We start from the raw sequence: 25,102 nt of genomic DNA on the forward strand, positions 1-25,102 counted from the left end.
CGTTCCCCAGAAAGACCGCGCTTCAATACCCGGTCAGCTCGAGATAGCCAACGCCATCATGCGTGCCGGCGAAGCTGATCGGTCCCTCCCAATAGGAAAAGCCGGTCCCCATCCACGCCCCGGGATTGAGCGGCTTGCAGGTGATCGAGAGGGATCGCGAGGGGATCGCGATCTGCCACTCCAGCGGCAGCTTGCGGCCGGCGACCTCGGCCGTCGCTTTCGGGGTCATCCGGATGTCGCTGCCCGCAATCATCTGCGTGCTGCCTGAGGCGCTGATCCAGTTGCCGAACGGATAATCGTGCCCGTCTTTCTGGCGCAGCCGGTACAGCATCAGCTTGTCGCCCGACGCCAGATGCAGCGACAGCCAGTCCCAGCCGGTCTGGTCGGCGTCGAGCGGCTGGCTGCTCCATTCGCGGTCCATCCAGGCCTGGCCTGAGACCTCGACCTGGACGTCGTCGATGGTGAGCGTGCCCCGCGCGCGGTAGAAAGGCTGGCTGTAATAGTAGGACGCCTGCCCGCGCTCCGACTTGCGGCTGTATCCGCCGTCACCCTGCAAGACGACGGGACGATCGGCGTCCAGCGTCAGCGCATAGCCGAAGTCGGTGCCGGAGGCTTTCAGCGTCACCGGCGCCAAGGTCCGATCGTCGGTACGCTCGGTCCCCTTCATCTCCCAATCGTCGATCCATGCCGCCAACGGCTTGGCCTCGACGCCGGCCTGCCCGATGCCGCCGCGCGAAAACAGCTCGTTGAAACGATGGGTGTCGGCGCGAGTCACCGCGGCATGCGCCATCCATATCTGCTGATTGGCCCAGCCTTCGGCTTGTGGTCCCGGCTTTTCTGCCTGGCGGAATAATGTCCATTGCAGCCCGCAGGCAGCGCCATTGCTGTCGACCAGGTTCGCCGTCAGATACCACCACTCGATGCGATAATCCGGATGCGGCCCGTGATCGCCAGGGAAGGTGAACGTCCTTCCGGGTGTGACTATCGCAAAGCCGTCGGCGGTCTCGCCGAGCCCGGCATAACCTTGCGCGCTGGCGCGGCGCGCGAAAGCCAGCGCGGCGATGCCGCCGGCAAACGCGCGGCGCGAGAGTTTGTCAGCGCTCATTGGCAAACACCTTGACGAGGCTCGCCGGCTGCATCCTTGCCAATCGCAAGACGGGCAGCAGCGCGGCGAACGACGATGCGACCAGCGCGACCGCGATCAGCTCGGCCAATTGCAGCGGAAACACATGGAACGGCAGCCGCCAGCCGAACGCCTTCACGTTGACGATCGCGATCAGGCACCACGCCACCAGCAGCCCGAGCGGCACCGCCAGCAGCGAGGTGAACAGCGCGACCGAGAGCGTCTTGGTCAGCTCGATCGCCGCAAGGCGTGGCCGGGTCATGCCGATCGCCCAGAGCGGCGCAAGCTGCGGCAGCCGTGAGTTCGCGAGCGTCAAGAGGCTGGTCAGCAGTGCGATGCCGGCGACGCCGAGCGTGAACGCATTCAGCGCCGACGTCACGGCAAAGGTGCGGTTGAAGATGCGGATCGATTCCGCCTTCACCGTGGCCTGGTCGGCCACGGCGCGGTCGTCGAGCGCGAACTGCTTTTGCAAGGCCGCGATCAATCCGGGGACCTTGTCGCGCGGGACAATCAGCCCGATCCGCGTTTGCGGTGTCTGTGGAAATTGCCGGATCAGCGCCGCGACATTCACCGCCAGCTGCCCCTTGGGATTGCCGTAATCGGCATAGATGCCGACAATGTCGAGCTCCCAGGTCCCCTCAGGCGCCGGCACCTCGATGACGTCGCCGACGCGGACATTGAGGCGACGGCTCAGCTGCTCGCTGATGAAGGCGGCATTGCCGGGCACGAGTTGCTCCCAGGCGTGCGGCGCGCTTTCCAGCAGCGGCCAGCGCTCGCGATAGAGCGGGTGATCGGGCAGGCCGAGCAGCTCCACCGGCTGCCCCTCGACCAGCGTCTCCGCGCGTCCGCCCGACAGGATCGCCTGGACCTCGCTGCGGTCCTTGAGCCAGTTGCGGACCGCGATCGCTTGCGCATTGTCGGCGGCGCTGATGTAGACGTCGGCGGCGAGCCGGCCGTCGAGCCAGCCGACAAAGGTGCGGCTGAACGTTTCCACCATGGTGGACACCCCGACATTGACTGAAAGCGCGAGCAGCAGCGCCATCAGCGCCAGCGACAAGCCGGAGAGCTGCTGCCGGCTGTCGGCCCAGAACCACAACGCCAAAGGTCCGCGCGCAAGACGCTGGCCAGCGAGCAGCAGCATCTCGAGGAAGGCCGGCAGGATCAGCGCCGCACCGAGCATCAGCGCGGCCAGCAGGCCAAAACCAGCGATCAGCGATTGGCCGTACTGGAGCAGCAACAGCGCGGCGGCGAACACGGCACAAGCGGCGAGGCTCTGCAGCACCAACCAGCGGCGCTGTCGTTGCTGCCAGGCCCGCGGCTGCGCGGTCGCGAGCACCGGCATCCTGACCGCCTTGATCAGGCTGGTCGCGGCCGCCACGATCGCACCCGCCACGCTGATGCCGATCCCGGCGAGCCACCATTCGGGCTGAAGCGACAGCTGCCCTGGAATCTGCGCGCCATAGAGTCCGCGCAGGGAGGCTGCGACATCAGGCAGGAGCGCAGCCGCGATGAAGTAACCGCAGACGAGTCCGATCAGCCCCGCGACCAGCGCCAGCGCCACCAGCTCCAGCACCAGCACGCTGTTGACGAGCCGCGCCGAGGCGCCGCAGGCGCGCAGGGTTCGCAGCATCGGCAGCCGTTGCTCGAAGGCGAGGCCGACGGCCGAGTTGACGATGAAGAGGCCGACGAAGAACGACAGCAGGCCGAAGGCGGTGAGATTGAGATGGAAACTGTCGGTGAGGCGCTCCAGCTCGGTCTCGGCGCTCGGCTCGACGCGCTGCAGTCGATCGCCGACGACGCTTTGCAGCGGTGCGGGCTTGCCCTTCGGCTTCCCGATCAGCAGGCGTGAGACCTGGTCCGGCTTGTTCAAAAGCCGCTGCGCGACCCCGATATCAACCACCAGCACATCAGGCACGAGCTGAGGCAGCACATGCAGCGGCGGCAACTTTGCCCCGCCGCTGGTCGATGGCATCGCGCCTTCGTCCTCGTGCAGATCGCCCAGCGTCTCCCGCGCCACCAGCGTCTGGCCGGGTGCGGCCACGAAACGACTCAAATCCCCCGCACCGAGGCGCGGTGCGTTGCCGACATCGGCGGGCAGCGTCACCGGCTCGATGCCGAGCAGCCGCATCGAACGTCCATTGATCTGAACCCGGCCTTCCAGCACCGGCGAAACCGGCCAGCCCGCGCGACGGAGTTTGATGAACAAGTCCTGTGGGAACGTCGCCGCATTGGGCGCGACCAGCGTGGCGGTGCGGACGCCGCCAAACGTCGCGGCCGCGCGATCATAGGCGGTGCGGGCCTGCTGGTTGATCGCCTGCACCCCGCTCCACAGTGCCGTTGCGGCGATCAAGCCGATCAGCAGCGTCGCGAACTGCATCCTGTGCCGCCGCCAATGGCTGAGCAGCACCGCGAGCACCCACAGCGCGCGCCTCATGCGATTCGTCCCGCATGGAGGACGACGTGCCGGTCGAGCGTGCCGGCCAGATGCAGGCTGTGCGTCACCATCAGGAAGCCGCAGCCGGTGCGCGCGACGAGATCGCGTGTCAGCGCCAGCACGTCCTCGGCGGTGGCTTCATCCAGATTGCCGGTCGGCTCGTCCGCAAGCAGCAGCGATGGTTTTGTCGCCAGCGCCCGCCCGATTGCGACGCGCTGCTGCTGGCCGCCGGACAATTGCTCGGGATAACGCTTGAGCAGGCCGCCCAGCCCGAGGCGTTCGACCAGCTCCCTGGTCCAGGCTGCATCATGCCGGCCGGCGATGCGCGCCTGGAAGGCGAGGTTGTCCGCCACCGACAGGCTCGGGATCAGGTTGAACTGCTGGAACACCAGCCCGATCCTGTCGCGGCGCAGCTCGGCGCGCCCGGCGTCGGAGAGGCCCGTGACCTCGGAATCCCCGAGCCGGATCGCGCCACCGTCGGCGGCATCGAGCCCGGCGATCAGGTGCAGCAGCGTGCTCTTGCCGCTGCCGGATTCGCCCGTGAGCGCGACGCGTTCGCCGGGCCTGAGATCGAGGTCGACGCCGCGCAGCACATGGACCAGCTCGCCGGCCGAGGTGAAGCTTTTGGAGAGGTTTCGGATGCTGAGCAAGATTAATGCGCCGGACGGAATGAACTCAATGCTGCGTAGCACACTTGCTGCGGAAATACCGGGGTTGCGTTGCCGTTCAAGCCGTTGTTAGCTCCCAGGACGGCCATGCAAAAAGTGCCGAAAAATGACATGTGGGGAGAACTATGAGCGCTCAGGCAACGCCGTCGGCGGCGGCTAAGACGGCAGAGGCATCCATGGCAACGCCGAAGGGCGCCTGGACCGTCACTTTTCTCCTCTTTCTCTTCATGGTCGTGAATTTCGCCGACAAGATCGTCGTCGGCCTCGCCGGCGTGCCGATCATGACCGATCTGAAGCTCGAGCCCGAGCAATTCGGCTTGCTCGGCTCCTCGTTCTTCTTCCTGTTCTCGATCTCGGCCATCGTGGTCGGCTTCGTCGTCAACAAGGTGCCGACGCGATATGTGCTGCTGACCCTCGCGGTGATTTGGGCACTGGCGCAGTTTCCAATGGTCGGCACCGTCTCCTTCACCACGCTGCTGGTCTGCCGCGTCGTGCTGGGCGCAGGCGAAGGCCCGGCATTCTCGGTGGCCGCGCACGCGATCTACAAATGGTTCCCGGACGAAAAGCGCACGCTGCCCACCGCGATCCTGTCGCAGGGCTCGGCCTTCGGCGTCATCCTCGCCGTGCCGGCGCTGAACTGGGTCATCGTCAATCACTCCTGGCACTACGCCTTCGGCGCGCTCGGCGTGACGGGCCTGATCTGGGTCTGCGCCTGGCTGGCCTTCGGCAAGGAAGGCCCGCTCGAGGACACGCAGGCGCTCGCTGCCACCGAGCCGAAGATTCCCTACGTCCAGTTGCTGACCTCGCGCACCTTTCTCGGCTGCGTGATCGCGACTTTCGGCGCCTATTGGGCGCTCTCGCTCGGACTCACCTGGTTCACCGCGTTCATCGTCACGGGGCTCGGCTTCTCGCAGCAGCAGGCCGGCTTCATCTCGATCCTGCCCTGGATATTCGGCGCCACCGTCGTGATCTTGACGGGCTGGATCTCGCAGGTGATGACAGCGCGGGGCTACAGCACGCGCATTTCGCGCGGCGTGCTCGGCTCGGCACCGCTGGTCCTCGGCGGCCTGATCCTGGCGACGATGCCGCATGCCTCGGGCGCTGGTCTTCAGATCGCGCTGCTCGTGGTGGGCGCGGGCCTGTGCGGCGCGATCTACGTCGTCTGCCCGCCGATGCTCGGCGAGTTCACGCCAGCCTCGCAGCGCGGCGCGGTCATCGCGATCTACGGTGCGCTCTACACGCTCTCGGGCATCATCGCGCCGATGGTGATGGGAAGCGTGATCCAACGCGCCGGCAGCATTCTGGACGGCTACATGACCGGCTACACCATCAATGCACTGGTGATGATAGGCTCCGGCGTCGTCGGCCTGCTGCTGCTCTGGCCGAACACCGAAAAGGCCCGCCTCACGCGCAGCGCGGCTCCGCGGCAAGCCGGGCTGAAGGGCGTGGTGTCGCCGACGTAAGGTTTGGCTGACAACTGACCAAACGCGGCTGTCGTCCCGGCCTTGGCCGGGACGACAGTTGAATTCCTGGTTACGCAGCCTTGGCCTGCGGCTTCCGTTCCGTGAGCGGCGACAGCACCACGGTCGCGACCATGAAGATCACGGAGGCGCCGAACACCCAATGCGGTGCGCTCTGGTCCATGATCCAGCCGAACAGCAGCGGCGAGACGATGCCGCCGAGATTGAAGCCGGTGGAGACGATGCCGAAGGCACGCCCGGCGGCACCGGGAGGCGCCGCATTGCGCACCAGCATGTCCCGCGACGGCGCGATCACGCCGGAGAGGAAGCCTGCGGTCGCCATCGTGCCGGTCAAGACCCAGCCCGGCAGCGCGACCACCGCGATCAGCAGCACGATCGCGGCATTCGCAGCAAAGCAGGCAGCGGCGACATAACCGTGGCGCTCGGTATGGTCGGCGAGGAACCCGCCCGCGAGGACGCCCACAGCGCTTGAGCCGAGGAACGCCGTCAGCGCGACGTTGGCGGCGGAGTAGGTTGCGCCGTAGCCGCTCATCAGCGCGACCACGCCGAAATTATTGATGCCGGCCACCGACAGGCTCAGCAGCATGAACAGTGCGGTCAGCGTCATCAGTGCCGGCGTGATGACGGGCTGTTTCGGTGCGTTTGCGTGTTCAGGCTTGGCCTTGTGCGCGCCGGCATCCGGAATGCTCATCGCCACCAGCAGCAGCGCGACCAGCACGCCGATCGCACCCGACGCAAGGAGGGCACCTGTCCCGCCGGACAGTGTGACGAGGGCCGCGACGATCGCCGGCGCGACGGCGCCACCAAAATAGCCGGCAAAGGTGTGGACCGAGAAGGCGCGACCCATCCGCGCCTCGTCCATATGCTCGGCGAGGATGGCGTAATCGGCGGGATGATAGACGCTGTTGGCGAGACCGAGCAGCACGCCGCAGGCGATCAGCGATGCGTAGCTGAGATGCAGGCCGAGCATGATCAGCGCGAGACCGCCGAGCGTCAGTCCGCCGAGCAGGATCTTGCGCGCGCCGAAATGGTCGACGAGATAGCCGGTCGGCGCCTGCGTCAGACCGGAGACGACCGCCGACACGGTCAGCGCGAAGCCGAGTTCGACATAGCCGACGCCGAGCTGATCTTTGAGGAACGGGAACAGCATCGGCAGGACCAGCAGATGGAAATGGCTGACCCAATGCGCGATCGAGATCCCGGTCAGCGTGCGCAGCGCGCTGTCCGCCTTGCCTTGTTCCGGTGCGGCGAGAACGTCGACCATTGCAGTTCCGTTTTGCCTCCGAGGGAAAGGCAAAATATCGACCAGGCAGCTTATTTGTCCATGAACGCAGGCGCATGGCAGGTAGCGCGGGCGGGCGCGAGGCCATCAATAAGGGCTCGATAGAGCCGCGTAGCACAACTGCGCTCCCTCCCCCACAAGGGGGGAGGGAACGTACGGTTCGTGTGGCAAGATCACCCTCTCAACACCTCATCCCCTCACAACGGCTCGTCATCAGGCCCATAGCGATCACGCTTCGGCGTGGCGATGTCGCCATCTTCATAATCGTCGTCGGTGTCGGGTGGCGGCTGGGGCTTCTTCGCCTTGTCGGCCGCGCTCTTCGTCTTCGGCGGTTCGCTCGGCTCGACGGTCTTGCTTCCGATCTTGCTTCCGATCTTGGCCATGGCTGGTCTCGGACGGTGATGCATCATCCGCTTCTAGTCTGAAAACAGGTGCGCTTCCTGACTTATCTCAAGCCTTCAGTGCACCACCGGCCCGCCCGCCTTTTTCCAGGCATCGATGCCGCCGGCGATATGCGCTGTATTGCTGAGCCCGGCCTCCTTGGCGGCGGCAACAGCCATCGCCGAGCGCTCGCCAAAGGCGCAGAAGAACACAACGCGGCGACCGGTGGCGGCTGCGACCTCGCGCAGCATGCCGCCCGGCTTGAGGCTTTCCTCGACGCTCGGATAGGGCGTGTGCAGGGCGCCTTCGAGCATGCCGTGTTTCATTCGCTCATTGGTCTCGCGCAGATCCACCAGCAGCATGTCGGGCCGGCCGAGAATGCGGATCGCGTCGACCGCGCTGAGCGCACGGCCCTCCTTCTCCAGCTCTTCCTGATGCAGGCCGACATGCATGTTGGCCGGCACCGCCACATCCATCATCTTCGGATTGGGCAGCTTCAAATTCGCCATCAGCTCGATATATTCGTCGACCGAGCGGACCTGGAGCCGCGGATTGTAGCGCTTCTCCTCGCCGATGGTGGAGACCGTGTCGCCCTTGTAGTCATGCGCCGGGAACACCATCGTCTCATCAGGCAGCTTGAGCAGCCGGTTGAAAATTGACTCGTATTGTGCGCGCGAAGAACCGTTCTGGAAATCGGTGCGTCCGGTGCCGCGGATCAAGAGCGTGTCGCCGGTGAAGACGCGGTCGCCCATCAGGTAGGAATAGGAATCGTCGGTGTGGCCCGGCGTATACATCACGTCGAGCGAGAGGCCCTCGATGGTCACCTTGTCGCCGTCGGCGACCCGCATCGCCACCACGTCGGCCTTGGTCTGGTCGCCCATCACCGTCATGCAATGGGTGCGGTTGCGCAGCTCGCCTAGCCCGGTGACGTGGTCGGCATGCAGATGCGTGTCGACGGCCTTGACCAGCTTGAGGTCGAGCTCGCGCAGCAGCTGGCAGTAGCGGTCGACCTTCTCCAGCACGGGATCGAGGATCAGCGCCTCGCCGCCGGGGCGGCTGGCAAGGATGTAGCTGTAGGTGCCTGAAACGCTGTCGAAGAGCTGGCGGAAGATCATGGCAGAACCCCGGCGTGCAGTGGTTTCGAGGATTCTACTACGTCGGAGGGCTACAGGAGAAGTAATTCACTGCGGAGAGAAGAGATTTTAGAAAATTTTTATTGCGGCGCAGGGACGACGGCGGCGTGTGATGCGGCAGAAGGGGCTACGGCCTGACCAATGTGTACCCGTTCTCCGCCAGAAACAGGATCTGCCCCACGCCGACCTGCACCGGTGTCGCCCCCGGAATGAACTCAGGCCTTTTTCCCGTCTCGCGCTCGACCGTATCCACTGTGTTGAGGCAGATGTCGAAGCGCACGCCCTGTGCGATCAGGCTTTCGACCTGCTTGCGACGCTCGTTGCCCGACAGCAGCAGATCGATGCCGGGACCGAAGGCGACGACCTCCACCGCGATCTTGTCGGGGTCATAGGCCTTCAGGAGATTGTTGGCGACGCTGAGCACCAGCGCCTGCTTCCTGGCATCGCCGTCGGAGAGCTGCAGCACGATCTTGTGCTCGGCGAACGGTTTGTCCTGGAGCGCCGCCTGCTGCGCGAACGCGAGAGGCGCCGCCGCCCAGGCGAGCAGCGCCAGCAGCATCGTGCGAAAGACTTGCGAGCGCATATCCTATCCTGCAATGCCCGGGTTGCCGTCCACACCCTTCAGCGTGACGCCGGCGCCGAGGCGCTCCTGAAACATCCGGCCCGATCGCAGATATCTGCCGACGACGTCCCACACCGGCGCGCCCTGCTGGCCGTTCACCGAGGCCCAGCCCGCGACCTTGTAGTGACGGCTTGCCGAGATCGCCCTGCCGTTGTCGAGCTTGAGTTCGGAGATGCGGCTGCCCATGCTGTTCGCAGGCGCGCAGGTGTAGCTCAGTCCGCCCGCGCGGACCATGTCGCCGCCCTGCTGATGATAGGGATCGGTATTAAAGAGATTGTCGCAGACGTCTTCCAGCACATCCTTGATTTGCGCGCCGGTCATCTCCTGCACGTAAGTGTCGGGATAGGTGATCGCGGTTTCCGCGAGCACATCTTCCATGGTGATGGGCTGGCCGGACAAGGCGGTGAGGCCCCAGCGGAAGCCCGGCGACAGGGCGATCTCGGCGTTGAGCTCAGTGCGCAACGCAGTGCAGATCAACTCGTCGACAGGGCCGGCGAAATTGTCGCGGCGATAGAGCAGGCGGTCGGGCGTTGCGATCTTCTCGGACCAGTCGGTCACAACTGGCGCGCGCAGCTTTCCGATCAACTCGGCCATGGCGGGATCGGGCTTCAGCAGCTCGGAATAGACAGGCAGCAGATGATATCTGACGTCGCTGACCTTGCCCTTGTCGAGTGCGAGATCGAGCACACCCAGGAATTTTCCGTTCGAGCCGGCATTGGTGACGAGCGTCGTGCCGCCGGCGTTCTTCATCGGGACGGGCTGCGGCACGGCGTCATGGGTGTGGCCGCCGAGAATGACGTCGATGCCGGTGACGCGGGTTGCAAGCTTGAGGTCGACGTCCATGCCGTTGTGCGACAGCAGGATCACCGCGTCGACCTTGTCGGTGCCGCGCAACGCGTCGACATGCTTCTGCAGCTCCTCCTCGCGGATGCCGAAGGTCCAGTCCGGCGTGAACCGCTTGGGATGCGCGATCGGCACGTAAGGGAAAGCCTGGCCGATCACCGCGACGCGATGGCCACTGAGCTCTTTGATGATCGACGGCTTGAACACGCGCCCGCTAGCCTTGTCGAAGGCGGGGGCGTCGTTGAACGCGGCTTCCTCGGTCAGGAAGACGTTCTGCGCGAGGAACTCGCCCTTGAAGTGCTCGAGATTGTCGCGCAGCGCCTGCTCGCCATAGGTGAATTCCCAATGCCCGGTCATGGCCTCGATGCCGAGCAGATTGGCGACCTCCACCATGTCGCGGCCCTGCATGATGTTGGCAAGCCCCGTGCCCTGCCAGAGGTCGCCACCGTCGACCAGCATGGCACGCTTGTCGCCGACATCGGCGCGCAGACGGTCGATCAGTGTCTTCAGATGGGCGAAGCCACCGAGCTTGCCGAACCGGCCGGCAGACTTCTCGAACTCGATGGAGGTGAAAGCATAGGCATCGGCACTGTCGGGCCGGATGCCGAAGCGCTCCAGGAACGCGCGCGCGACCAGATGCGGCGGCCGTCCCGACATCTCGCCGACGCCGATATTGACGCTGGGCTCGCGGAAATAGACCGGGTTGAGCTGCGCATGGGTGTCGGTGGTGTGCAGGATCCGCGCGTTGCCGAAGCGCTCGATGTCGTAGATGCTGGCGGCTTCAGCACCGTGCGCACGCCACGGCAGGCCGAGCGAGGTGGCGACAGCGGCTGTACTCTTCAGGAAATCGCGGCGGCGGATCGCCATCACACATTCTCCGCGCCGGTTCTCGGCAGTTCCACTGGGCGCTAGTCTAGCGGATTTCCATTGCCTTCCAGGCTTCTTTTTCGGAGCTCGCCTGGACAATCGACGCCTTCGCCAGCGCTTCGGCTTCTTTTGCCGCAGCCACGGCGCCGTCGAAATCGCCGCCATCGCCCGCCTTCTTGGCAGCCGCCAGCGTCGAGACGGTCGTGGTCCACTGGTTGCGCATCCCTGACGCCTCCTTGGAGGCTGCCTCCGCGGCGGCATAGGCAGCCTTGTAGTCTGCTTCATTTGCCGCGCGCGCTGAAGGCGCGAGGCTCGAGAGAACCAACATCGCCAAGACAAGTGACCGCTTCATGGCCGCGCTCCCGGGCCTGAGATCGGCAGGCCGTTGGCGACGTAGGACAGGAAATATTCGACGTCGCGATATTCGTCCGCCTGCGGCTCCAGCGGAACCGCGCGGGTCTGGCTGTTGCAGGTGATGAAGCGGCGGCTGATGGTGCCCATGCCGCTCCATTCGGAGCGATAGATCGGCATCGCGTTCAGGATTCCGAGTGCCGGCGCCAGGATCTCGGCGCGGATGCGCTCGCCCGGGCTTTGGACATGGCAGCTCGCACAGGAGAAATTCAGCTGGCCGCGGCGGGTGTAGAAATAGCGCTTGCCGTTCTCGAACGCTTCGAGCGCGCGGGGATCGTCGGGGATCCTGATGTCCATCGGCTTGCCGCGCGAGGTGAAGGCCATGTACGCGGTGAGCGAGGCCATCTCGTCCTTGACGTAGGAGTAGGGCGCTTCGCCATTGGCCTCGCGGCAGCGGTTGAGCGCGAGCTCCAGCGTGACGACCTTGCCTTCCTTCGTGTCGAAATAAGGATAGTTCTGGCGAATGCCGATGCCGCCGTTCGGGAAGCAGTCGGCGTAGGTCTTGCCGTTCTTGAACGGCGTCGCAAACATCTCCTTGCCGGCGTCGAGCGAGAACTCGTAAGGCGGGAATTCTTCCTTCTCCTGCCACTGCCGCTTCATGTCCTCGTTCATGGAATAAGGACCGTTGACGAAATCGTCGTGCTTCACATCGGGAAACTTCTTGAAGAAGAAGTTCTGGAACGCCTTGGCGTCGGCCGCGGGATCGACCTTGTCGGCGGCGCTCACGCGGGGAACGGCGAGCGCAAACGCGACGAACGCGGCACCCAACGAACCACGCAGGAGGGAGATACCGGCTTTCATCACGTGATCTTCGCGGTGATCTCGTCGGAGCCGCCCTTGTTGTCGGTCCAGGAGATCTTGAGGTCGTCGCCCTTCTTGCCGCCCTTGAAGCTGAACTTGACGTAAGGGTCCTTGGAGACGGCCGGGCCCCAATCGGCGACGAAGACCTCCTTGCCGTTACAGGCGAACTTCAGCTCCTGGATGAAATGCGGCGGGATCAGCTCGCCCCTGGCGTCCTTGACGAAGCCGGAATCCATGGGGTGCTGGATCAGCGCCTGCACCTCGGTGATGTCGCCGTTGGCGGTGGCGCGGACGCGAATGCTGGATGCCATCTCGATTCTCCTAGCCGCCGCAGCCACCGACGGTGACTTTGACTTCCCTGGTCGCGCTGAAGAGCTTGCCGTCGGCCTCGACGATCGCGACCACGTTGGTGGTCTTGGCCATCTTCAGGCGATTGGCGATGCTGGGCATCGTACCGTCGGGAATCCTGTAGCTCGCCGCGAGCGCGTTCGGGTTTTCGGCGACGAAGAACGAGATCGAGGTGACCTTGTCCAGCGTCGTCGTCACCGAGATCGGCACCACCGCGCCGTTCTCGGCGATCTCGGGCGCATCGAGCTTGACCTTGTCGGAGGGTTCCGCGGTCTTGCCGTAGAGCGCCTTGATCGCGTCGGCCTCGCTCTTTTGCTTGAACGCGGCGTCCGGGTATTTGTCATTGGCCGCGGCGCGCGCCGGCGCGAATGCGAGATTGCCGAGGCCGAACAGCACGACCGAGGCTGTGCCCTGAAGGATCAGGCGCCGCGTCGCGTGAGGGCCGGTGGTCGTGGTCATCAAAGGTCTCCTTGCCCACCGTTACAGCGTTTGCAGGAAATCAACGATCGCGTTGATCTCCCGTTCGGTCAGAATCCGGTTGCGACCGAACGGCGGCATCATGGTCTGCGGGTTGCGCTTGGTCTCGTCGATCAGGATCGCGACCAGATCGTTGCGGTCGGGATACTTGGCCTTGAGGTCTTTCAGCTCGGGCCCGATCGTGCCCGGCAAATCGCCGCCCTTGATGACATGGCAGGTCAGGCAATTGCCCTTGCCGCGGTCGAAGGCGAGCTTCTCACCCTCGGCGACGGTGGATTGCGCGCACGCCGGGCGCGCGGCGAGGCCCGTGAGCACGACCAGCGCGAGGAGCAGGGCGGGCTTGTGAGGAAAGGCGGTCAAGGCGTCGTTCCGAGGCTTATGACGTCCGGAAAAGATAATGTTCAAAAGCACAAAGGACATGCCCTGACAATCAAGACTATGCAGGCCGCAAAATGGCGTTAATATCTTCCGCATTGCAACTGAAGTGAAGGATCGTTCATCAAGCCGGCCTTGTCAGGCAAGGTCCGGGGCGTTTGGCCCTTGTTGCGTTTTGGTCTGCTTTCTCATTTCCGGGGACACCATTTGGCTGAATATGTCGTTGAATTTGGCAGGGACGGCGGCAGGGTCGAATCCGACGGCCGGCTCGATGCGCCGGCTTTCCATCGCAATCACGGGCCGCTCTGGGCAGCGCTCGACAAGCATCTCGCCGGGCGGACGGGCGACGTGGTCGAGGTCGGCAGTGGAACCGGCCAGCACGTGGTCCATTTCGCCCGCCATACGCCGGGTCTCGTCTGGTGGCCGAGCGACCTCAACCAGCGCCACGTGAAGAGCATCGAGGCCTGGCGCCTGCATTCGGGCCTGCCCAACATCCGTTCGCCGCTGCGGATCGATCTCTCCGATCCGGACTGGTGCCCGGAGATGAAGAACGGGCAGGGGCCGAACAACCTTGCCGCGGTGTTCTGCGCCAATGTCATTCATATTGCGCCCTGGAGCGTGGCCGAAGGCCTGTTCGCCGGCGCCGGCCGCTATCTGCGCGCCGATGGCCAGCTGTTCCTCTACGGCCCGTTCAAGCGCGACGGCAAGCACACGGCCCTGAGCAACGCCGTGTTCGACACCTCGCTGCGCGAAGGCAATTCCGATTGGGGCGTGCGCGACGTCGGCGATGTCGAGACACTCGCGCGCGGCGTGGGTCTTCGTCTCGTCGATGCGATCGAGATGCCCGCGAACAATCTGACGCTGGTGTTCGCGCGCGGGTGAGGCCATCAGGCCTCACCCTCCTTCCACCCGATCTTCTCCTTCAGAAACTGAAACCCGAGCACCTGGAAACCGGCGCGCTCCTTGTTGTCCTTGCCGTAGCCGTGGCCGCCGGCTTCAGGCTCGTAGAACCAGGCCTCATAGCCCATCGCCCGCAGCTTGGCCGCCATCTTGCGCGCGTGGCCGGGATGGACGCGGTCGTCGCGCCGCGTGGTGGCGATCAGGATCGGCGGATAGGGCTGGCCGGGCCTTGCGTTGTGATAGGCCGAATAGGTCTTGAGCCATTCCCACTCTTCCGGCTTGTCGGGGTCGCCATATTCTGCAATCCAGCTCGCGCCCGCAAGCAGCTTGGTGTAGCGGCGCATGTCGATCAGCGGAATGGTGCAGAACAGCGCGCCGAAACGCTCGGGGTATCGCACCAGCATGTTGGTGATGAGGATGCCGCCGTTCGATCCGCCCTGGGCTGCGATGCGCTTCGGCCTGGTCACGCCGCGACGGACGAGGTCGGCTGCGACCGCCGCGAAGTCGTCGTGCGACAGCTTCTTGCCGGCGTAACGGCCGGCATCGTGCCAGCGCGTGCCGAACTCGCCGCCGCCGCGCAGATTCGCCTGTACGGTCGTGCCGCCGCGCTCCAGCCAGAGCTTGCCGAGCGCGGAATTGTATTGCGGCTTCACGGCGAGCCCGAAGCCGCCATAGGCGCTCATGTAAACAGGCGCATCCCCTGACGCGCCGGCGGGTCCGGTCTGCACATAGGGAATGCGCTCGCCGTCAACGGAGATCGCCTCGTGTTGCGTGACCACGAGGCCGTCGGCATTGAAAATCTTGGGCGCCTGCTTCAATACAACAGGACTCTCGACGCCGCGCTCGATCAACAGCAGCGATGGCGGCGTGAGCGGGTCCTGCACATTGGCGAGCAGGTCGCCATTGCTCTCGGACTGGTGCGCATCGAGGCTCCAGACCTCGACCACGCCGATGTCGGGGAGCCCGGGCAGTGTCTGCCGAGACCAGCCGTTCGGTGATGGCGTGCAGATCTCGTGGATCGGCCGCAGCTCGTCGAGAATGGAAAGCAGGAGCTTGCCGTCGCTCCAGGAGAAACCCTGCAACGCGCGTCGCGGCCCCGGCTGGAACAGCACCGCGAAGTCGCGGCTGCCAGCCAGGAATGCAGGGAGCGAAATGCCGAGCATGGCATCGGCTTCATAGCGATGCCCCGCGACCGACCAGGTTTCCCGCGGCTTGATCGAGAGCCAGTCCCCATGAACCTGCATCCAGACGTTGCTGGGCAGATCGAGCCTGGTGGTCGCGCCTGATGTGGTGCCGATCGAGCTGCGGAAATTGAAGAAGTCGGACTGGTCGATGAACCAGATGCGTTGGGGCTGCACGGTGTCGTCGACAAAGCTGTACACCCGCATGTGGTCGGACGTCGTCTCGAACACCACCGGCGCCTGCTCGACGCTGGTTCCCCGGCGCCACAGCCGCACGGTCCTTGCATAGCCCGAGGTCGTGGCCATGCCGTCGCCAAGCGCGCTCGACAGCAGCAGCGTGTCGGCATCGACCCATTCAGCGCTGCCCTTGGCTTCCGGCAGAAAGAATCCGTCCGCCACAAAACTCTTCGTCTCGGTATCGAACTCACGCAATGTCACGGCATCGCTGCCGCCCCGCGACAGGCTCAGGATGACCCGCGCAGCTCCGGGCCGCGACGATACCCAGCTGATCAGCCAGTCCTCGCCTTCCGTCGCGGCGAGCTGGTCGACGTCGAGCAGGATCTCCCAGGAAGGCCTGGCCTTGCGAAAATCATCCAGCGTGGTCCGCCGCCACAGACCACGCGGATGGTCAGCGTCCTTCCAGAGATTGTAGAGCCGGCCGCCGCGCCGCCGCACGTCGGGAATATTGTCGGGACGGTCGAAGATCGCCGCGAGGATATCACGGTCACGCGCGAACGCCGCGCCGCCGAATGTGTCCAGCGTCATCAGGTTCTGCCGTTCGACGAAATCGAGCGCGCGGGCGCCTTCGATCTCCTCCAGCCAGAGCCAGGGGTCGTCGTCGGGAGCATCGAGCGCAGGCCGGTCGTCGATGGACATGAACGTAACTCCCTGAAAAGCGGCGGGATAGGATTTGATCGAAGCGCAAGCCGTCAAGAGCGGGGGCCGCTATCATCGGCCCGATTGCGTCGGAGGCATGGCCTGCGCCCGTTTGCGCCGGTTGCCCGGCCCTTTCGGCCCCTCCATAGTGCCGGGAATCAACAAGGCCCTTCCGGGCGGAAATGCCGATGATCGACGTGACTGCAGCCGATGAGATCGCCGGGGACGCTCGCGTGCGTGCCAATGTGGTGCGTCTTGCCGCCGCGCAGGCGCTGACGGGTGCCAATTCGGCCGTGATCTTCGCCACCGGTTCGATCGTCGGCGCTACGCTGGCGCCCGACATGTCGCTCGCGACCGTGCCGTTGTCGATGTACGTCGTCGGGCTCGCGGCCGGCACGCTGCCGACAGGCGCGATCTCGCGCCGCTTCGGCCGCCGCTGGGCCTTCGTCATCGGCACCGGCCTCGGTGCGCTCACCGGCATGATCGGCTCGTTTGCGATCCTGCACGCATCCTTCGCACTGTTTTGTCTGGCGACGTTCCTCGGCGGCCTCTACGGCTCCGTAGCGCAATCCTATCGCTTCGCGGCCGCCGACGGCGCCAGCTCGGCCTACCGGCCGAAAGCCGTGTCGTGGGTGATGGCGGGCGGCGTGTTCGCCGGGGTGCTCGGTCCGCAGCTCGTGCAGTGGACCATGAACATCTGGTCGCCCTATCTGTTCGCCTTCAGCTTCCTGGTCCAGGCCGTGGTTGCGCTTGTAGCGATGGGCATCGTCGCCGGCGTCGATATGCCGAAGCCCGCGCCGGCGGATCTGCATGGTGGCCGGCCGCTGCTGACCATCGTGACCCAGCCGCGCTTCATCGCGGCCGCGCTCTGCGGTGTCATCGCCTATCCCATGATGAACCTGGTGATGACCTCGGCGCCGCTCGCCATGAAGATCTGCGGCTTAAGCCTCTTCGATTCCAATTTCGGCATTCAATGGCACATCGTCGCGATGTACGGGCCGAGTTTCTTCACCGGCACGCTGATCGCCCGCTTCGGCGCACCCAGAATCGTTGCCGCCGGATTGCTGCTGGAAGCAGGCGCCGCCGCCATCGGTCTCTCCGGCATCACCGCGATGCATTTCTGGGCGACGCTGATCGTGCTCGGGATGGGGTGGAATTTCTCTTTCATCGGCGCCTCCGCGCTGGTGCTGGAGACGCACCGGCCGCAGGAGCGCAACAAGGTGCAGGCTTTCAACGATTTCCTCGTTTTCGGCATGATGGCGATCGGCTCGTTCTCATCGGGGCAGCTGCTTGCGAATTACGGCTGGTCCGCCGTGAACATGGTGGTGTTCCCGCCTGTTGCCGTCGGCCTCGTCGCGCTCTCGCTCGCGTCCTGGGCCCGCCGCCGCAGGGCGCGGCTCGCAGCAGCGATGGGCGAGTTCCCGGACGCGATTTGAATTGGCGGCAGGCTGTCAGCAGCGTTGATGGTTCGATCGCGGTCGAAGTGATTTTCGGAAGTCGGGTTGTTACATGATGCTCGTCATGAACAGGCGAGCGTGAAGGCGCTCGCGGGGGAGAAGAAGGACAAAGCGCAAATGCTCGACAATCCCCGCTCCACCACGTCGATCGACGAATCCTCGCTCCGTTACGAAGGCTGGCGCATCGTCGCCGTTTGCTTCCTGCTCGCGACCTTCGGCTGGGGCCTCGGCTTCTACGGCCAGAGCGTCTATGTCGCCGAGCTCCAGCGCGCACGGGGCTGGCCGGCCTCGCTGGTCTCGTCCGGCACGACGTTCTTCTATCTGTTCGGCGCGCTGCTGGTGGTCTTCGTCGGCGAAGCCGTCCGGAAATATGGTCCAAAACTGTGCCTGATATCAGGCACGGTGGCGATGGCGGCAGCTGGCGTCGCGATCGGCGCGGTGCGCGAGCCCTGGCAGCTCTATCTCGCGGATGCCGTGCTCGCCTTCGGCTGGGCGGGCACCAGTCTCGCCATGATCACCAACACGATCAGCCTGTGGTTCGATCAGAAGCGCGGCATGGCGATCAGCCTGGCGTTGAACGGCGCCAGTTTCGGCGGCATCGTCGGCGTGCCGCTGCTGGTGAACATGATCGGCCATGTCGGGTTTGCCAACGCGATGTACGCGGCCGCGGGCGCCATGCTGGTGCTGCTGGTGCCGGTGATCCTGATGGTCGTGGGCCGCCCGCCCGATCTTCATGGCTGGCATGGGGCGACGAAAGCAAAGCCGCAATCATCGGCGCAGATCCGCGGCAATGCACTGCGTGACGTCGGCTTCCTCACGGTGACGATTGCCTTCGCGCTGGTGCTGTTCGCGCAGGTCGGCTTCATCGTGCACTTGATCGCGTTCCTCGATCCCGTGATCGGCCGTGAGCGCGCCGCCGCAGCGGTTGCGGTGCTCACCGCGATGGCGGTGATCGGCCGGGTGCTGTTCTCGATGGTGATCGACCGCCTCAACCAGCGGCTTGCTTCCGCCCTGTCATTCCTGAGCCAGGCCGCCGCGCTGTGCGTGGTCATCAACCTGCACAATGACTATGTGCTGATCGCGGCCTGCGCGGTGTTCGGCTTCTCGGTCGGCAATCTCATCACCTTGCCGTCGCTGATCGTGCAGCAGGAGTTCGATTCTGCCTCGTTCGGCGTGCTGATCAGCCTCAACACGGCGATCAACCAGGTGACCTATGCGTTCGGCCCCGGTGTCGTCGGGGCCTTGCGGGATTGGTCCGGGAGCTACGCGTTGCCGTTCTATCTCTGCATCGCGCTGGAGGTGGCCGCGGCGGCGCTGATCATGGTGCGGGGGAAGTCGCGGTCAAGGGCTGCGTAGGGACGCAGCGATGTCTCCACGCACTCCGTCATTGCGAGGAGCTCGCGACAAAATTGCGAAGCAATTTTGCGCTGAAGCGACGAAGCAATCCAGACTGTTTCCGCGGAGACGGCCTGGATTGCTTCGCTTCGCTCGCAATGACGGGGAGAGAGTGGAGTTTACCTCTCCCGCTGTCTCAGCAACGCCTCCACATCCAGCCGCTTCGTGAACATCGCGAGCTTCCCATCCGGCCCGAGCGGCCATTGCTCCCGCGGCTTGTCCCAATACAGCTCCACGCCGTTCTGGTCCGGATCGCGCAGATAAAGCGCTTCGCTGACGCCGTGGTCGCTGGCGCCATCCAGCGCAATGCCGGCCGAGAGCACGCGATGCAGCGCATCCCCGAGCGCCGGCCGGGTCGGATAGAGGATCGCGGTGTGAAACAGCCCGGTCGTGCCTGGCGGCGGCGGCGAGCCGCCCTTGCTCTCCCAGGTGTTGAGCCCGATGTGGTGATGATAGCCCCCGGCCGAGATGAAGGCCGCGCCGGAGCCCATCCGCTGCATCAGTTCGAAGCCGAGCACGCCGCAATAGAAGCCGAGCGCGCGATCGAGATCGGCGACCTTGAGGTGGACGTGGCCGATCCGTGTGCCGGCGGCGACGGCTTTGTTGTCCGACATGGTGGTGCTCCCTGATGAACTCCACATAAGGCGGGCTCCGGGGCAGCGCCACTGGCCGATCCCGAAACCCAGCGTTTCCTGATGCGCAATTGCGCATCGGGGCCGGAGCTACGAAAGCTCCGGCACCTCGCCTTCGGGCAGCTCGAACTCAAAAGCATTCAGCGTCATCGACACCATGGTGTAATAGCCGCACAGGCCGATCACCTCGACCACGCCGCGCTCGCTCAGCAATGCAACGGCTGCATCATAGAGGCCCTTCTCGACGCCGTGCCCCTCGTGCAGCGACTTCGCGAGATCGTAGATCATCTTCCCCTTGGGATCGTCAAACTCGGGCGTGCGGCGATCGCGGATCGCATCGATGATTTCAGGCTCCATGCCGGCCGCGAGCGCGAGGCGCTTATGCGCATACCATTCGTAATGCGCGGTCCAGTGCCGCGCCGTGACCAGGATCGCGATCTCCGACAGCTTTGCCGGAAACATCGTGTCATAGCGCAGCACCTCGCCGAGTCTCGTGGCGTGACGGGCCATGTCGGGGCTGTTGAGCCAGGCCATCATCGGCGCCGGTGGCTTGCCGCGTTTGCCGGCAATCGACTCCTCATAGGTCTGCCGCTGGCTCTCACTCATTTCGCCAGGCGAAAGAAGTTTCAGGCGCATTGTCGTTTCCTCTTTGTTTTCAAGCGCCACTATAGCTGAATGCGGGCTGCGGAAGAGGTTGAATTCCACGGTGCGATGGCCCAGAATCGCGCCCAACAAATCTGATCTGACTGATGGAAACGACCATGAGCGAGACTGAAGCCGCCGATCTCGAACAATTCCGCAAGGAGACGCGGGCTTGGCTGGAAGCCAATTGCCCGCCGGAAATGCGCAAGCCCGCCACTGCTGACACGGATGTGTTCTGGGGCGGGCGCAACGCAAAATTCTCCTCCGAGCCGCAGCGCATCTGGTTCGAGCGGATGCGCGACAAGGGCTGGACTGTGCCTGATTGGCCCAGGGAATATGGCGGTGGTGGTCTCAGCCCCGCCGAGCACAAGGTGCTGCGTTCCGAGATGGCCAGGATCGGCGCGCGTCCGCCGCTGTCGAGTTTCGGCATCTGGATGCTCGGGCCGGCGCTGTTGAAATACGGCAACGAGGCGCAGAAGAAAGAGCATCTGCCAAAAATCGCGGCGGGCCTGATCCGCTGGTGCCAGGGATATTCCGAGCCGAACGCCGGCTCCGATCTGGCCTCGCTGCAGACCCGCGCCGAAAGCGACGGCGACGATTTCGTCATCACGGGCTCGAAAATCTGGACCTCCTACGCCAACTACGCCGACTGGATCTTCTGCCTCGTCCGCACCGATCCCACGGCGAAGAAGCACGACGGCATCAGCTTCATCCTGTTCGACATGACCTCGAAGGGCGTCACCACCAAGCCGATCCTGCTGATCTCAGGCTATTCGCCGTTCTGCGAAACCTTCTTCGACGGCGTCCGCGTGCCGAAATCGCATGTGGTCGGCACCGTCAACCGCGGTTGGGACGTCGCCAAATATCTGCTGCAGCACGAGCGCGCGATGATTTCAGGCATGGGCGAACGTGGCGTCGGCCGTCCGCTCGGTCAGATCGCCGCGGATTCCGTCGGCTCCGATGCGCTGGGGCGGCTCGACGATTCCATGCTGCGCGGCCAGATCGCGACGTTTGACGTCGATGAAGCCGCGCTCGCGGCTTGCGCCGAGCGTGCAGTCGATCTCGCCAAGGCGGGGCAGGCGCATCCGGCGTTCTCCTCGGCGATGAAATATTACGGCACGGAGCTCAACAAGCGCCGCTACGAGATCCTGATGTCGGCCGGCGGCGTCGATGCGCTGGAATGGGAGAGCGAGCGCTCGCGGCAGGGCGCCCGCCCGCGCGCCTGGCTGCGCACCAAGGCCAACTCGATCGAGGGCGGCACGTCCGAGGTCATGCTCGGCATCGTCGCCAAGCGCATCCTGGATTTGCCGGGGGCGTAAGCCACGCTCTCACCACACCTCGTTCCGGGGCGCGCAATGCGCGAGCCCGGAATCCATACTCCCGATCGTGGTTATGGATTCCGGGCCTGGCCCTTCGGGCCATCCCGGAATGACGGAGAATGTCTAGATTTCGAATCGGAAACACACCCATGGCCCTCGTCCTCACCGAAGAACAATCGATGCTCCGCGACAGCGCGCGCGGGCTGATCAGCGACAAGGCGCCGGTGTCGCACCTGCGCAGCTTGCGCGATTCCAAAGATCCCACCGGCTTCTCGAAGGAGCTGTGGCATTCCTTCGCCGAGATGGGCTTTGCCGGCTTGCTCGTGCCGGAAGAATTCGGTGGCAGCGGTCTCGGCTTCATGGAGGCCGGAATCATCATGGAGGAGATCGGCCGCACCCTGATGCCGTCACCCTTCCTCGCCACCTCGGTGGTCGCGGCCTCGGCCCTGAACCGCGGCGGCAATGCCGCGCAGAAGTCGGAATATCTGCCGAAGGTTTCCAACGGCTCGCTGCTCGCGACGCTTGCGATCGACGAAGGCGCCAAGCATCGTCCGCTGCAGACGAACTTGCAGGCCGTGCGGGCGGGCAACGGTTTCAAGCTGTCCGGTGCCAAGGCGCTGGTGGTTGACGGCCACGTCGCCGATCTCTTCATCGTTGCCGCGCGCACGGCCGGATCGGCCGGCGAGCGCGACGGGTTGACCCTGTTCCTGGTCAATCCGAAAGCCAAGGGTGTGTCGGTCGAGCGCACCATCATGGTCGACGCGCACAATGCGGCGCGGATCGAGCTCGCCAATGTCGAGGTCAACGCCGACAGCGTTCTCGGCGAAGTCGATCAGGGCGCCGCCCTGCTTGACGGCATGCTCGACATCGGCCGCGGTGCGCTCGCCGCTGAGATGGTGGGGTTGAGCGATGAGGTGTTCAACCGCACCGTCGAGTACCTCAAGAACAGAAAGCAGTTCGGCAAGCTGATCGGCGAATTCCAGGCGCTGCAGCACCGCGCTGCGCAGCTCTACATCGACATCGAGATCACCCGCGCCGCGACCATGAAGGCGCTGCAGGCGTTGGACGCCGACGTCGCCAAGGCCGCTTCAGCCGTCGCGGTGGCAAAAGCCCGCGCCGGCACCACCGCCACCCGCGCGGTGCAGGAAGGCGTGCAGATGCACGGCGGCATGGGCATGACCGACCAGTTCGACATCGGCTTCTTCATGAAGCGCGCACGGGTCTGCGAGGAGCTGTTCGGCGACGCGAACTACCACACCGAGCAGCTGGCGCGGGCGCGGGGGTATTGAGGCAAACGGAGGCGCGAGGTGCGCGCCTCATCTCCGGTGTCGTCGCCCGCGCAGGCGGGCGATCCAGTACGCCGCGGCGCCTCGACATACGATTGACGTCTCGTAATACTGCATCGCCCGGTCAAGCCGGGCGATGCCATGGAATGTGTGGAAGGCGCTTGCCCCGCGTCGTCATTGCGAGCGGAGCGAAGCAATCCAGAATCTTCCGCGTGGGCAGTCCGGGTGATTCGTCGCTTCGCTCCTCGCACTGACGGCCGATAGACTGCCCTACCGCATCGGCGGCGCATACTGCACACCACCGGCATTCCAGAGCTGGTTCATGCCGCGCGGGATCTTCAGCAGCGACTTCTCGCCGATATTGCGCTCGTACATCTCGCCGTAATTGCCGACGTGGCGGATGATGCGCACGGCCCAGTCCTTGGTGAGGCCGAGCTCTTCGCCGTAATTGCCCTCGGTGCCGACCAGTCGCATCACTTCCGGCTTCTTCGACTTCAGCGCTTCGTCGATATTCTGCGAGGTGACGCCGAGCTCTTCGGCGTTGATCATCGCGTAAAGCGTCCACTTCACGATCATCATCCAGTCGTCGTCGCGCTGGCGCACCACGGGGGCGAGCGGCTCCTTGGAGATCATGTCGGGCAGGATCATGTGGTCGCCGGGCTTGGACATGTTCAGCCTGAGCGCATAGAGCTGGGACACGTCGGCGGTGAGCGTGTCGCACTTGCCGGTGTCGTAGGCCTTCACCACGTCGTCCAGCTTGTCGAACTTCATCAGCTCATACTTCATGTTGTTGGCCTTGAAGTAGTCGGCGAGGTTGAGCAACGTCGTGGTGCCTGATTGCACGCAGACCTTGCTGTCGGCGAGATCGAGCGACGTCTCCTTGTTGCGCGACCGCGGCACCATGAAGCCTTCGCCATCGTAATAGGCGACAGCAGGGAAGTAGAGATCGTAGTCGAGTTCGCGCGACATGCTCCAGGTCGAGTTGCGCGACAGGATGTCGACCTTGCGGCTCTGCAATTCCTTGAAGCGCTCGCTGGCGTCGAGCGGAACGAACTTGGCCTTGCTCGGATCGTCGAAGATGGCGGAGGCCACGGCGCGGCAGAAATCGACGTCGAAGCCGGTCCAGTTGCCCTTGTCGTCGGGAATCGAGAAGCCCGGCAGGCCCTTGTTGACGCCGCACAGCACTTCGCCGCGACGCACCGTGCGCTTCAGCGTGCGGGTGTCATAGAATTCGTAAGTGATGGCCAAGGCGGCGACCAGCACGGCGACCGCGAGCCCGATCAGCAGGCCGCCTCGAAATGTGCGCATCATGTTGCTCTCTCGAAAAAAACGGGAAGAAAAAAGGAAGGTGTCGCGAAGGCGGGAAGCATGATCCGGAGCATATCATGCTGGGATGACAGGCTCAGAGCTCAGGCTTCTGCCGGATGACCACCTTGGTGCCAACAGGGACCCGATCGTAGAGATCGGCGACGTCATTGTTGACCAGACGGAAGCAGCCCGAGGATACCTTGGTGCCGATCGTGTCAGGACGGTTGGTGCCATGGATGCGGTAGACCGTGGTGCCCAGATACATGGCGCGGGCGCCGAGCGGATTGCCGGGGCCGCCGGCCATGAAGCGCGGCAGATAGGGCTGGCGTTGGATCATCTCCGGCGGCGGCGTCCAGTCCGGCCATTCCTTCTTGTTGGTGATCTGCACCAGGCCCTGCCACTGGAAGCCGTCGCGGCCGACGCCGATGCCGTAGCGGATCGCGCGCCCGCCGGGCTGCACCAGATAGAGGTGACGCTCGGAGGTCGAGATGATGATGGTGCCCGGCGCTTCGGTGGTGCGGTAGTAGACGACCTGCTTCTGCCATTCCGGATCGAGCTGGTAGCTGTCATCGGCGATCAGGCCGGGCTCGTCGCCCCGGTCAGGCTGCTGGGCGAACGCGTGCGATGCCGACAGGATCAGCCCCATCGCAACCAACCAGGTCCCCGTCAGGCGACGAAAATCCGTCATGTCATAGCTCTCCCCGCTGCCACGGCGCAAATCGATAGGAACCATCTGAACTCAGGGGCAGCTTCGTGGCAAGTTCAAGGCGCGCCCGGTTGGTACGTCATGAGAATGCTTTGGTTTTTTGACGTGAATCAACACCATGAACAGGGTGGGCTGGCGCGAAAAGCCAAGGCTG

24 protein-coding genes are annotated in these 25,102 nt (G+C 64.6%); 6 read left to right on the forward strand and 18 right to left on the reverse strand.

From position 1 onward, the window contains the following. Nucleotides 1-22: 22 nt before the first annotated feature. From ACVIIW_RS11030 to ACVIIW_RS11040, 3 genes are read right to left on the reverse strand one after another with little or no spacing between them, the layout of a single operon-like run. On the reverse strand, nt 23-1,105 hold the full coding sequence (locus ACVIIW_RS11030) for a lipocalin-like domain-containing protein (RefSeq protein ID WP_456700763.1): 1,083 nt from the start codon (nt 1,103-1,105) through the stop codon (nt 23-25). Then, nucleotides 1,095-3,557, reverse strand: a complete 2,463-nt coding sequence (locus tag ACVIIW_RS11035) for an FtsX-like permease family protein (protein WP_456700764.1) — start codon at nt 3,555-3,557, stop codon at nt 1,095-1,097. Before ACVIIW_RS11035 ends, ACVIIW_RS11030 begins: the two co-directional genes overlap by 11 nt. Then, nucleotides 3,554-4,207, reverse strand: coding sequence for an ABC transporter ATP-binding protein (locus ACVIIW_RS11040; RefSeq protein ID WP_456700765.1), 654 nt, complete (start codon nt 4,205-4,207; stop codon nt 3,554-3,556). Before ACVIIW_RS11040 ends, ACVIIW_RS11035 begins: the two co-directional genes overlap by 4 nt. A gap of 143 nt (nt 4,208-4,350) precedes the next feature. Between ACVIIW_RS11040 and ACVIIW_RS11045 the strand changes: the two genes are divergently transcribed. Further along, nucleotides 4,351-5,688, forward strand: coding sequence for an MFS transporter (locus tag ACVIIW_RS11045; RefSeq protein ID WP_456700766.1), 1,338 nt, complete (start codon nt 4,351-4,353; stop codon nt 5,686-5,688). 70 nt (nt 5,689-5,758) lie between these two features. Here ACVIIW_RS11045 and ACVIIW_RS11050 read toward each other — a convergent pair whose 3' ends face one another. The 10 genes from ACVIIW_RS11050 to soxX form a co-directional block, all read right to left on the reverse strand. Further along, a complete protein-coding gene (locus ACVIIW_RS11050; protein WP_456700767.1) occupies nt 5,759-6,970 on the reverse strand; it encodes an MFS transporter in 1,212 nt (403 codons plus the stop codon). Nucleotides 6,971-7,185: 215 nt separating this feature from the next. Continuing rightward, a complete protein-coding gene (locus ACVIIW_RS11055) occupies nt 7,186-7,371 on the reverse strand; it encodes a hypothetical protein (protein WP_456700768.1) in 186 nt (61 codons plus the stop codon). Between the two features lie 75 nt (nt 7,372-7,446). Beyond that, complete coding sequence (locus ACVIIW_RS11060) at nt 7,447-8,484, reverse strand: MBL fold metallo-hydrolase (RefSeq protein WP_456700769.1); 1,038 nt, start codon at nt 8,482-8,484, stop codon at nt 7,447-7,449. 145 nt (nt 8,485-8,629) lie between these two features. Beyond that, a complete protein-coding gene (locus tag ACVIIW_RS11065) occupies nt 8,630-9,085 on the reverse strand; it encodes a DsrE family protein (protein ID WP_456700770.1) in 456 nt (151 codons plus the stop codon). Nucleotides 9,086-9,088: 3 nt separating this feature from the next. Next, the gene (soxB, locus tag ACVIIW_RS11070) at nt 9,089-10,834 is read right to left on the reverse strand and encodes a thiosulfohydrolase SoxB (protein WP_456700771.1); all 1,746 of its coding nucleotides are present in this window, start codon (nt 10,832-10,834) and stop codon (nt 9,089-9,091) included. A 46-nt stretch (nt 10,835-10,880) separates the two neighbouring features. Then, on the reverse strand, nt 10,881-11,186 hold the full coding sequence (locus ACVIIW_RS11075; protein ID WP_456700772.1) for a hypothetical protein: 306 nt from the start codon (nt 11,184-11,186) through the stop codon (nt 10,881-10,883). After that, nucleotides 11,183-12,046, reverse strand: a complete 864-nt coding sequence (soxA, locus tag ACVIIW_RS11080; protein ID WP_456700773.1) for a sulfur oxidation c-type cytochrome SoxA — start codon at nt 12,044-12,046, stop codon at nt 11,183-11,185. Before soxA ends, ACVIIW_RS11075 begins: the two co-directional genes overlap by 4 nt. Further along, nucleotides 12,046-12,357: a thiosulfate oxidation carrier complex protein SoxZ gene (gene soxZ / locus ACVIIW_RS11085; protein ID WP_456700774.1), complete on the reverse strand. Its 312-nt coding sequence runs from the start codon at nt 12,355-12,357 to the stop codon at nt 12,046-12,048. Before soxZ ends, soxA begins: the two co-directional genes overlap by 1 nt. 10 nt (nt 12,358-12,367) lie before the next feature. Further along, on the reverse strand, nt 12,368-12,853 hold the full coding sequence (gene soxY, locus ACVIIW_RS11090; RefSeq protein WP_456700775.1) for a thiosulfate oxidation carrier protein SoxY: 486 nt from the start codon (nt 12,851-12,853) through the stop codon (nt 12,368-12,370). 21 nt (nt 12,854-12,874) lie between these two features. Further along, nucleotides 12,875-13,231: a sulfur oxidation c-type cytochrome SoxX gene (gene soxX, locus ACVIIW_RS11095; protein WP_456700776.1), complete on the reverse strand. Its 357-nt coding sequence runs from the start codon at nt 13,229-13,231 to the stop codon at nt 12,875-12,877. A gap of 222 nt (nt 13,232-13,453) precedes the next feature. Here soxX and ACVIIW_RS11100 point away from each other — a divergent pair, with 222 nt between their 5' ends. Beyond that, nucleotides 13,454-14,128: a DUF938 domain-containing protein gene (locus ACVIIW_RS11100; RefSeq protein WP_456700777.1), complete on the forward strand. Its 675-nt coding sequence runs from the start codon at nt 13,454-13,456 to the stop codon at nt 14,126-14,128. Between the two features lie 5 nt (nt 14,129-14,133). Here ACVIIW_RS11100 and ACVIIW_RS11105 read toward each other — a convergent pair whose 3' ends face one another. Next, entirely contained in the window at nt 14,134-16,203 is a 2,070-nt protein-coding gene (locus ACVIIW_RS11105; protein WP_456700778.1) for a prolyl oligopeptidase family serine peptidase, read from the reverse strand. 188 nt (nt 16,204-16,391) lie between these two features. On the opposite strand from ACVIIW_RS11105, the gene ACVIIW_RS11110 reads away from it, so the two are divergent. Continuing rightward, nucleotides 16,392-17,639, forward strand: coding sequence for an MFS transporter (locus ACVIIW_RS11110; protein ID WP_456700779.1), 1,248 nt, complete (start codon nt 16,392-16,394; stop codon nt 17,637-17,639). Between the two features lie 138 nt (nt 17,640-17,777). Next, nucleotides 17,778-19,016, forward strand: coding sequence for an MFS transporter (locus ACVIIW_RS11115; RefSeq protein WP_456700780.1), 1,239 nt, complete (start codon nt 17,778-17,780; stop codon nt 19,014-19,016). Between the two features lie 158 nt (nt 19,017-19,174). On the opposite strand, the gene ACVIIW_RS11120 is transcribed toward ACVIIW_RS11115, so the two are convergent. Further along, nucleotides 19,175-19,669 (reverse strand): VOC family protein, encoded by a 495-nt coding sequence (locus ACVIIW_RS11120; RefSeq protein ID WP_456700781.1) that lies wholly within the window; start codon nt 19,667-19,669, stop codon nt 19,175-19,177. A 108-nt stretch (nt 19,670-19,777) separates the two neighbouring features. Further along, nucleotides 19,778-20,323 carry a carboxymuconolactone decarboxylase family protein gene (locus ACVIIW_RS11125; protein WP_456700782.1) on the reverse strand — a complete coding sequence of 182 codons (546 nt, stop codon included), beginning with the start codon at nt 20,321-20,323 and terminating at the stop codon, nt 19,778-19,780. Nucleotides 20,324-20,448: 125 nt separating this feature from the next. Between ACVIIW_RS11125 and ACVIIW_RS11130 the strand changes: the two genes are divergently transcribed. Together ACVIIW_RS11130 and ACVIIW_RS11135 are read left to right on the forward strand one after the other, a co-directional pair. Continuing rightward, the gene (locus ACVIIW_RS11130; protein WP_456700783.1) at nt 20,449-21,648 is read left to right on the forward strand and encodes an acyl-CoA dehydrogenase family protein; all 1,200 of its coding nucleotides are present in this window, start codon (nt 20,449-20,451) and stop codon (nt 21,646-21,648) included. Nucleotides 21,649-21,797: 149 nt separating this feature from the next. Continuing rightward, complete coding sequence (locus ACVIIW_RS11135) at nt 21,798-22,937, forward strand: acyl-CoA dehydrogenase family protein (RefSeq protein WP_456700784.1); 1,140 nt, start codon at nt 21,798-21,800, stop codon at nt 22,935-22,937. A 267-nt stretch (nt 22,938-23,204) separates the two neighbouring features. On the opposite strand, the gene ACVIIW_RS11140 is transcribed toward ACVIIW_RS11135, so the two are convergent. Together ACVIIW_RS11140 and ACVIIW_RS11145 are read right to left on the reverse strand one after the other, a co-directional pair. Further along, nucleotides 23,205-24,242, reverse strand: coding sequence for an amino acid ABC transporter substrate-binding protein (locus tag ACVIIW_RS11140; RefSeq protein WP_456705131.1), 1,038 nt, complete (start codon nt 24,240-24,242; stop codon nt 23,205-23,207). A 94-nt stretch (nt 24,243-24,336) separates the two neighbouring features. Then, nucleotides 24,337-24,930, reverse strand: coding sequence for a L,D-transpeptidase (locus tag ACVIIW_RS11145; RefSeq protein WP_456700785.1), 594 nt, complete (start codon nt 24,928-24,930; stop codon nt 24,337-24,339). Nucleotides 24,931-25,102: the final 172 nt, after the last annotated feature.

The sequence above is a fragment of the Bradyrhizobium sp. USDA 4449 genome, assembly GCF_054056275.1.

Excerpts from the sequence above, each read along its gene's own strand:
- ACVIIW_RS11030 (WP_456700763.1), bottom strand. The coding sequence starts at position 1,105 with ATGAGCGCTGACAAACTCTCGCGCCGCGCGTTTGCCGGCGGCATCGCC.
- ACVIIW_RS11035 (WP_456700764.1), bottom strand. The coding sequence starts at position 3,557 with ATGAGGCGCGCGCTGTGGGTGCTCGCGGTGCTGCTCAGCCATTGGCGG.
- ACVIIW_RS11045 (WP_456700766.1), top strand. The coding sequence starts at position 4,351 with ATGAGCGCTCAGGCAACGCCGTCGGCGGCGGCTAAGACGGCAGAGGCA.
- ACVIIW_RS11050 (WP_456700767.1), bottom strand. The coding sequence starts at position 6,970 with ATGGTCGACGTTCTCGCCGCACCGGAACAAGGCAAGGCGGACAGCGCG.
- ACVIIW_RS11055 (WP_456700768.1), bottom strand. The coding sequence starts at position 7,371 with ATGGCCAAGATCGGAAGCAAGATCGGAAGCAAGACCGTCGAGCCGAGC.
- ACVIIW_RS11060 (WP_456700769.1), bottom strand. The coding sequence starts at position 8,484 with ATGATCTTCCGCCAGCTCTTCGACAGCGTTTCAGGCACCTACAGCTAC.
- ACVIIW_RS11065 (WP_456700770.1), bottom strand. The coding sequence starts at position 9,085 with ATGCGCTCGCAAGTCTTTCGCACGATGCTGCTGGCGCTGCTCGCCTGG.
- soxB (WP_456700771.1), bottom strand. The coding sequence starts at position 10,834 with ATGGCGATCCGCCGCCGCGATTTCCTGAAGAGTACAGCCGCTGTCGCC.
- ACVIIW_RS11075 (WP_456700772.1), bottom strand. The coding sequence starts at position 11,186 with ATGAAGCGGTCACTTGTCTTGGCGATGTTGGTTCTCTCGAGCCTCGCG.
- soxA (WP_456700773.1), bottom strand. The coding sequence starts at position 12,046 with ATGAAAGCCGGTATCTCCCTCCTGCGTGGTTCGTTGGGTGCCGCGTTC.
- soxZ (WP_456700774.1), bottom strand. The coding sequence starts at position 12,357 with ATGGCATCCAGCATTCGCGTCCGCGCCACCGCCAACGGCGACATCACC.
- soxY (WP_456700775.1), bottom strand. The coding sequence starts at position 12,853 with ATGACCACGACCACCGGCCCTCACGCGACGCGGCGCCTGATCCTTCAG.
- ACVIIW_RS11105 (WP_456700778.1), bottom strand. The coding sequence starts at position 16,203 with ATGTCCATCGACGACCGGCCTGCGCTCGATGCTCCCGACGACGACCCC.
- ACVIIW_RS11110 (WP_456700779.1), top strand. The coding sequence starts at position 16,392 with ATGATCGACGTGACTGCAGCCGATGAGATCGCCGGGGACGCTCGCGTG.
- ACVIIW_RS11115 (WP_456700780.1), top strand. The coding sequence starts at position 17,778 with ATGCTCGACAATCCCCGCTCCACCACGTCGATCGACGAATCCTCGCTC.
- ACVIIW_RS11120 (WP_456700781.1), bottom strand. The coding sequence starts at position 19,669 with ATGTCGGACAACAAAGCCGTCGCCGCCGGCACACGGATCGGCCACGTC.
- ACVIIW_RS11125 (WP_456700782.1), bottom strand. The coding sequence starts at position 20,323 with ATGCGCCTGAAACTTCTTTCGCCTGGCGAAATGAGTGAGAGCCAGCGG.
- ACVIIW_RS11130 (WP_456700783.1), top strand. The coding sequence starts at position 20,449 with ATGAGCGAGACTGAAGCCGCCGATCTCGAACAATTCCGCAAGGAGACG.
- ACVIIW_RS11135 (WP_456700784.1), top strand. The coding sequence starts at position 21,798 with ATGGCCCTCGTCCTCACCGAAGAACAATCGATGCTCCGCGACAGCGCG.
- ACVIIW_RS11140 (WP_456705131.1), bottom strand. The coding sequence starts at position 24,242 with ATGCGCACATTTCGAGGCGGCCTGCTGATCGGGCTCGCGGTCGCCGTG.
- ACVIIW_RS11145 (WP_456700785.1), bottom strand. The coding sequence starts at position 24,930 with ATGACGGATTTTCGTCGCCTGACGGGGACCTGGTTGGTTGCGATGGGG.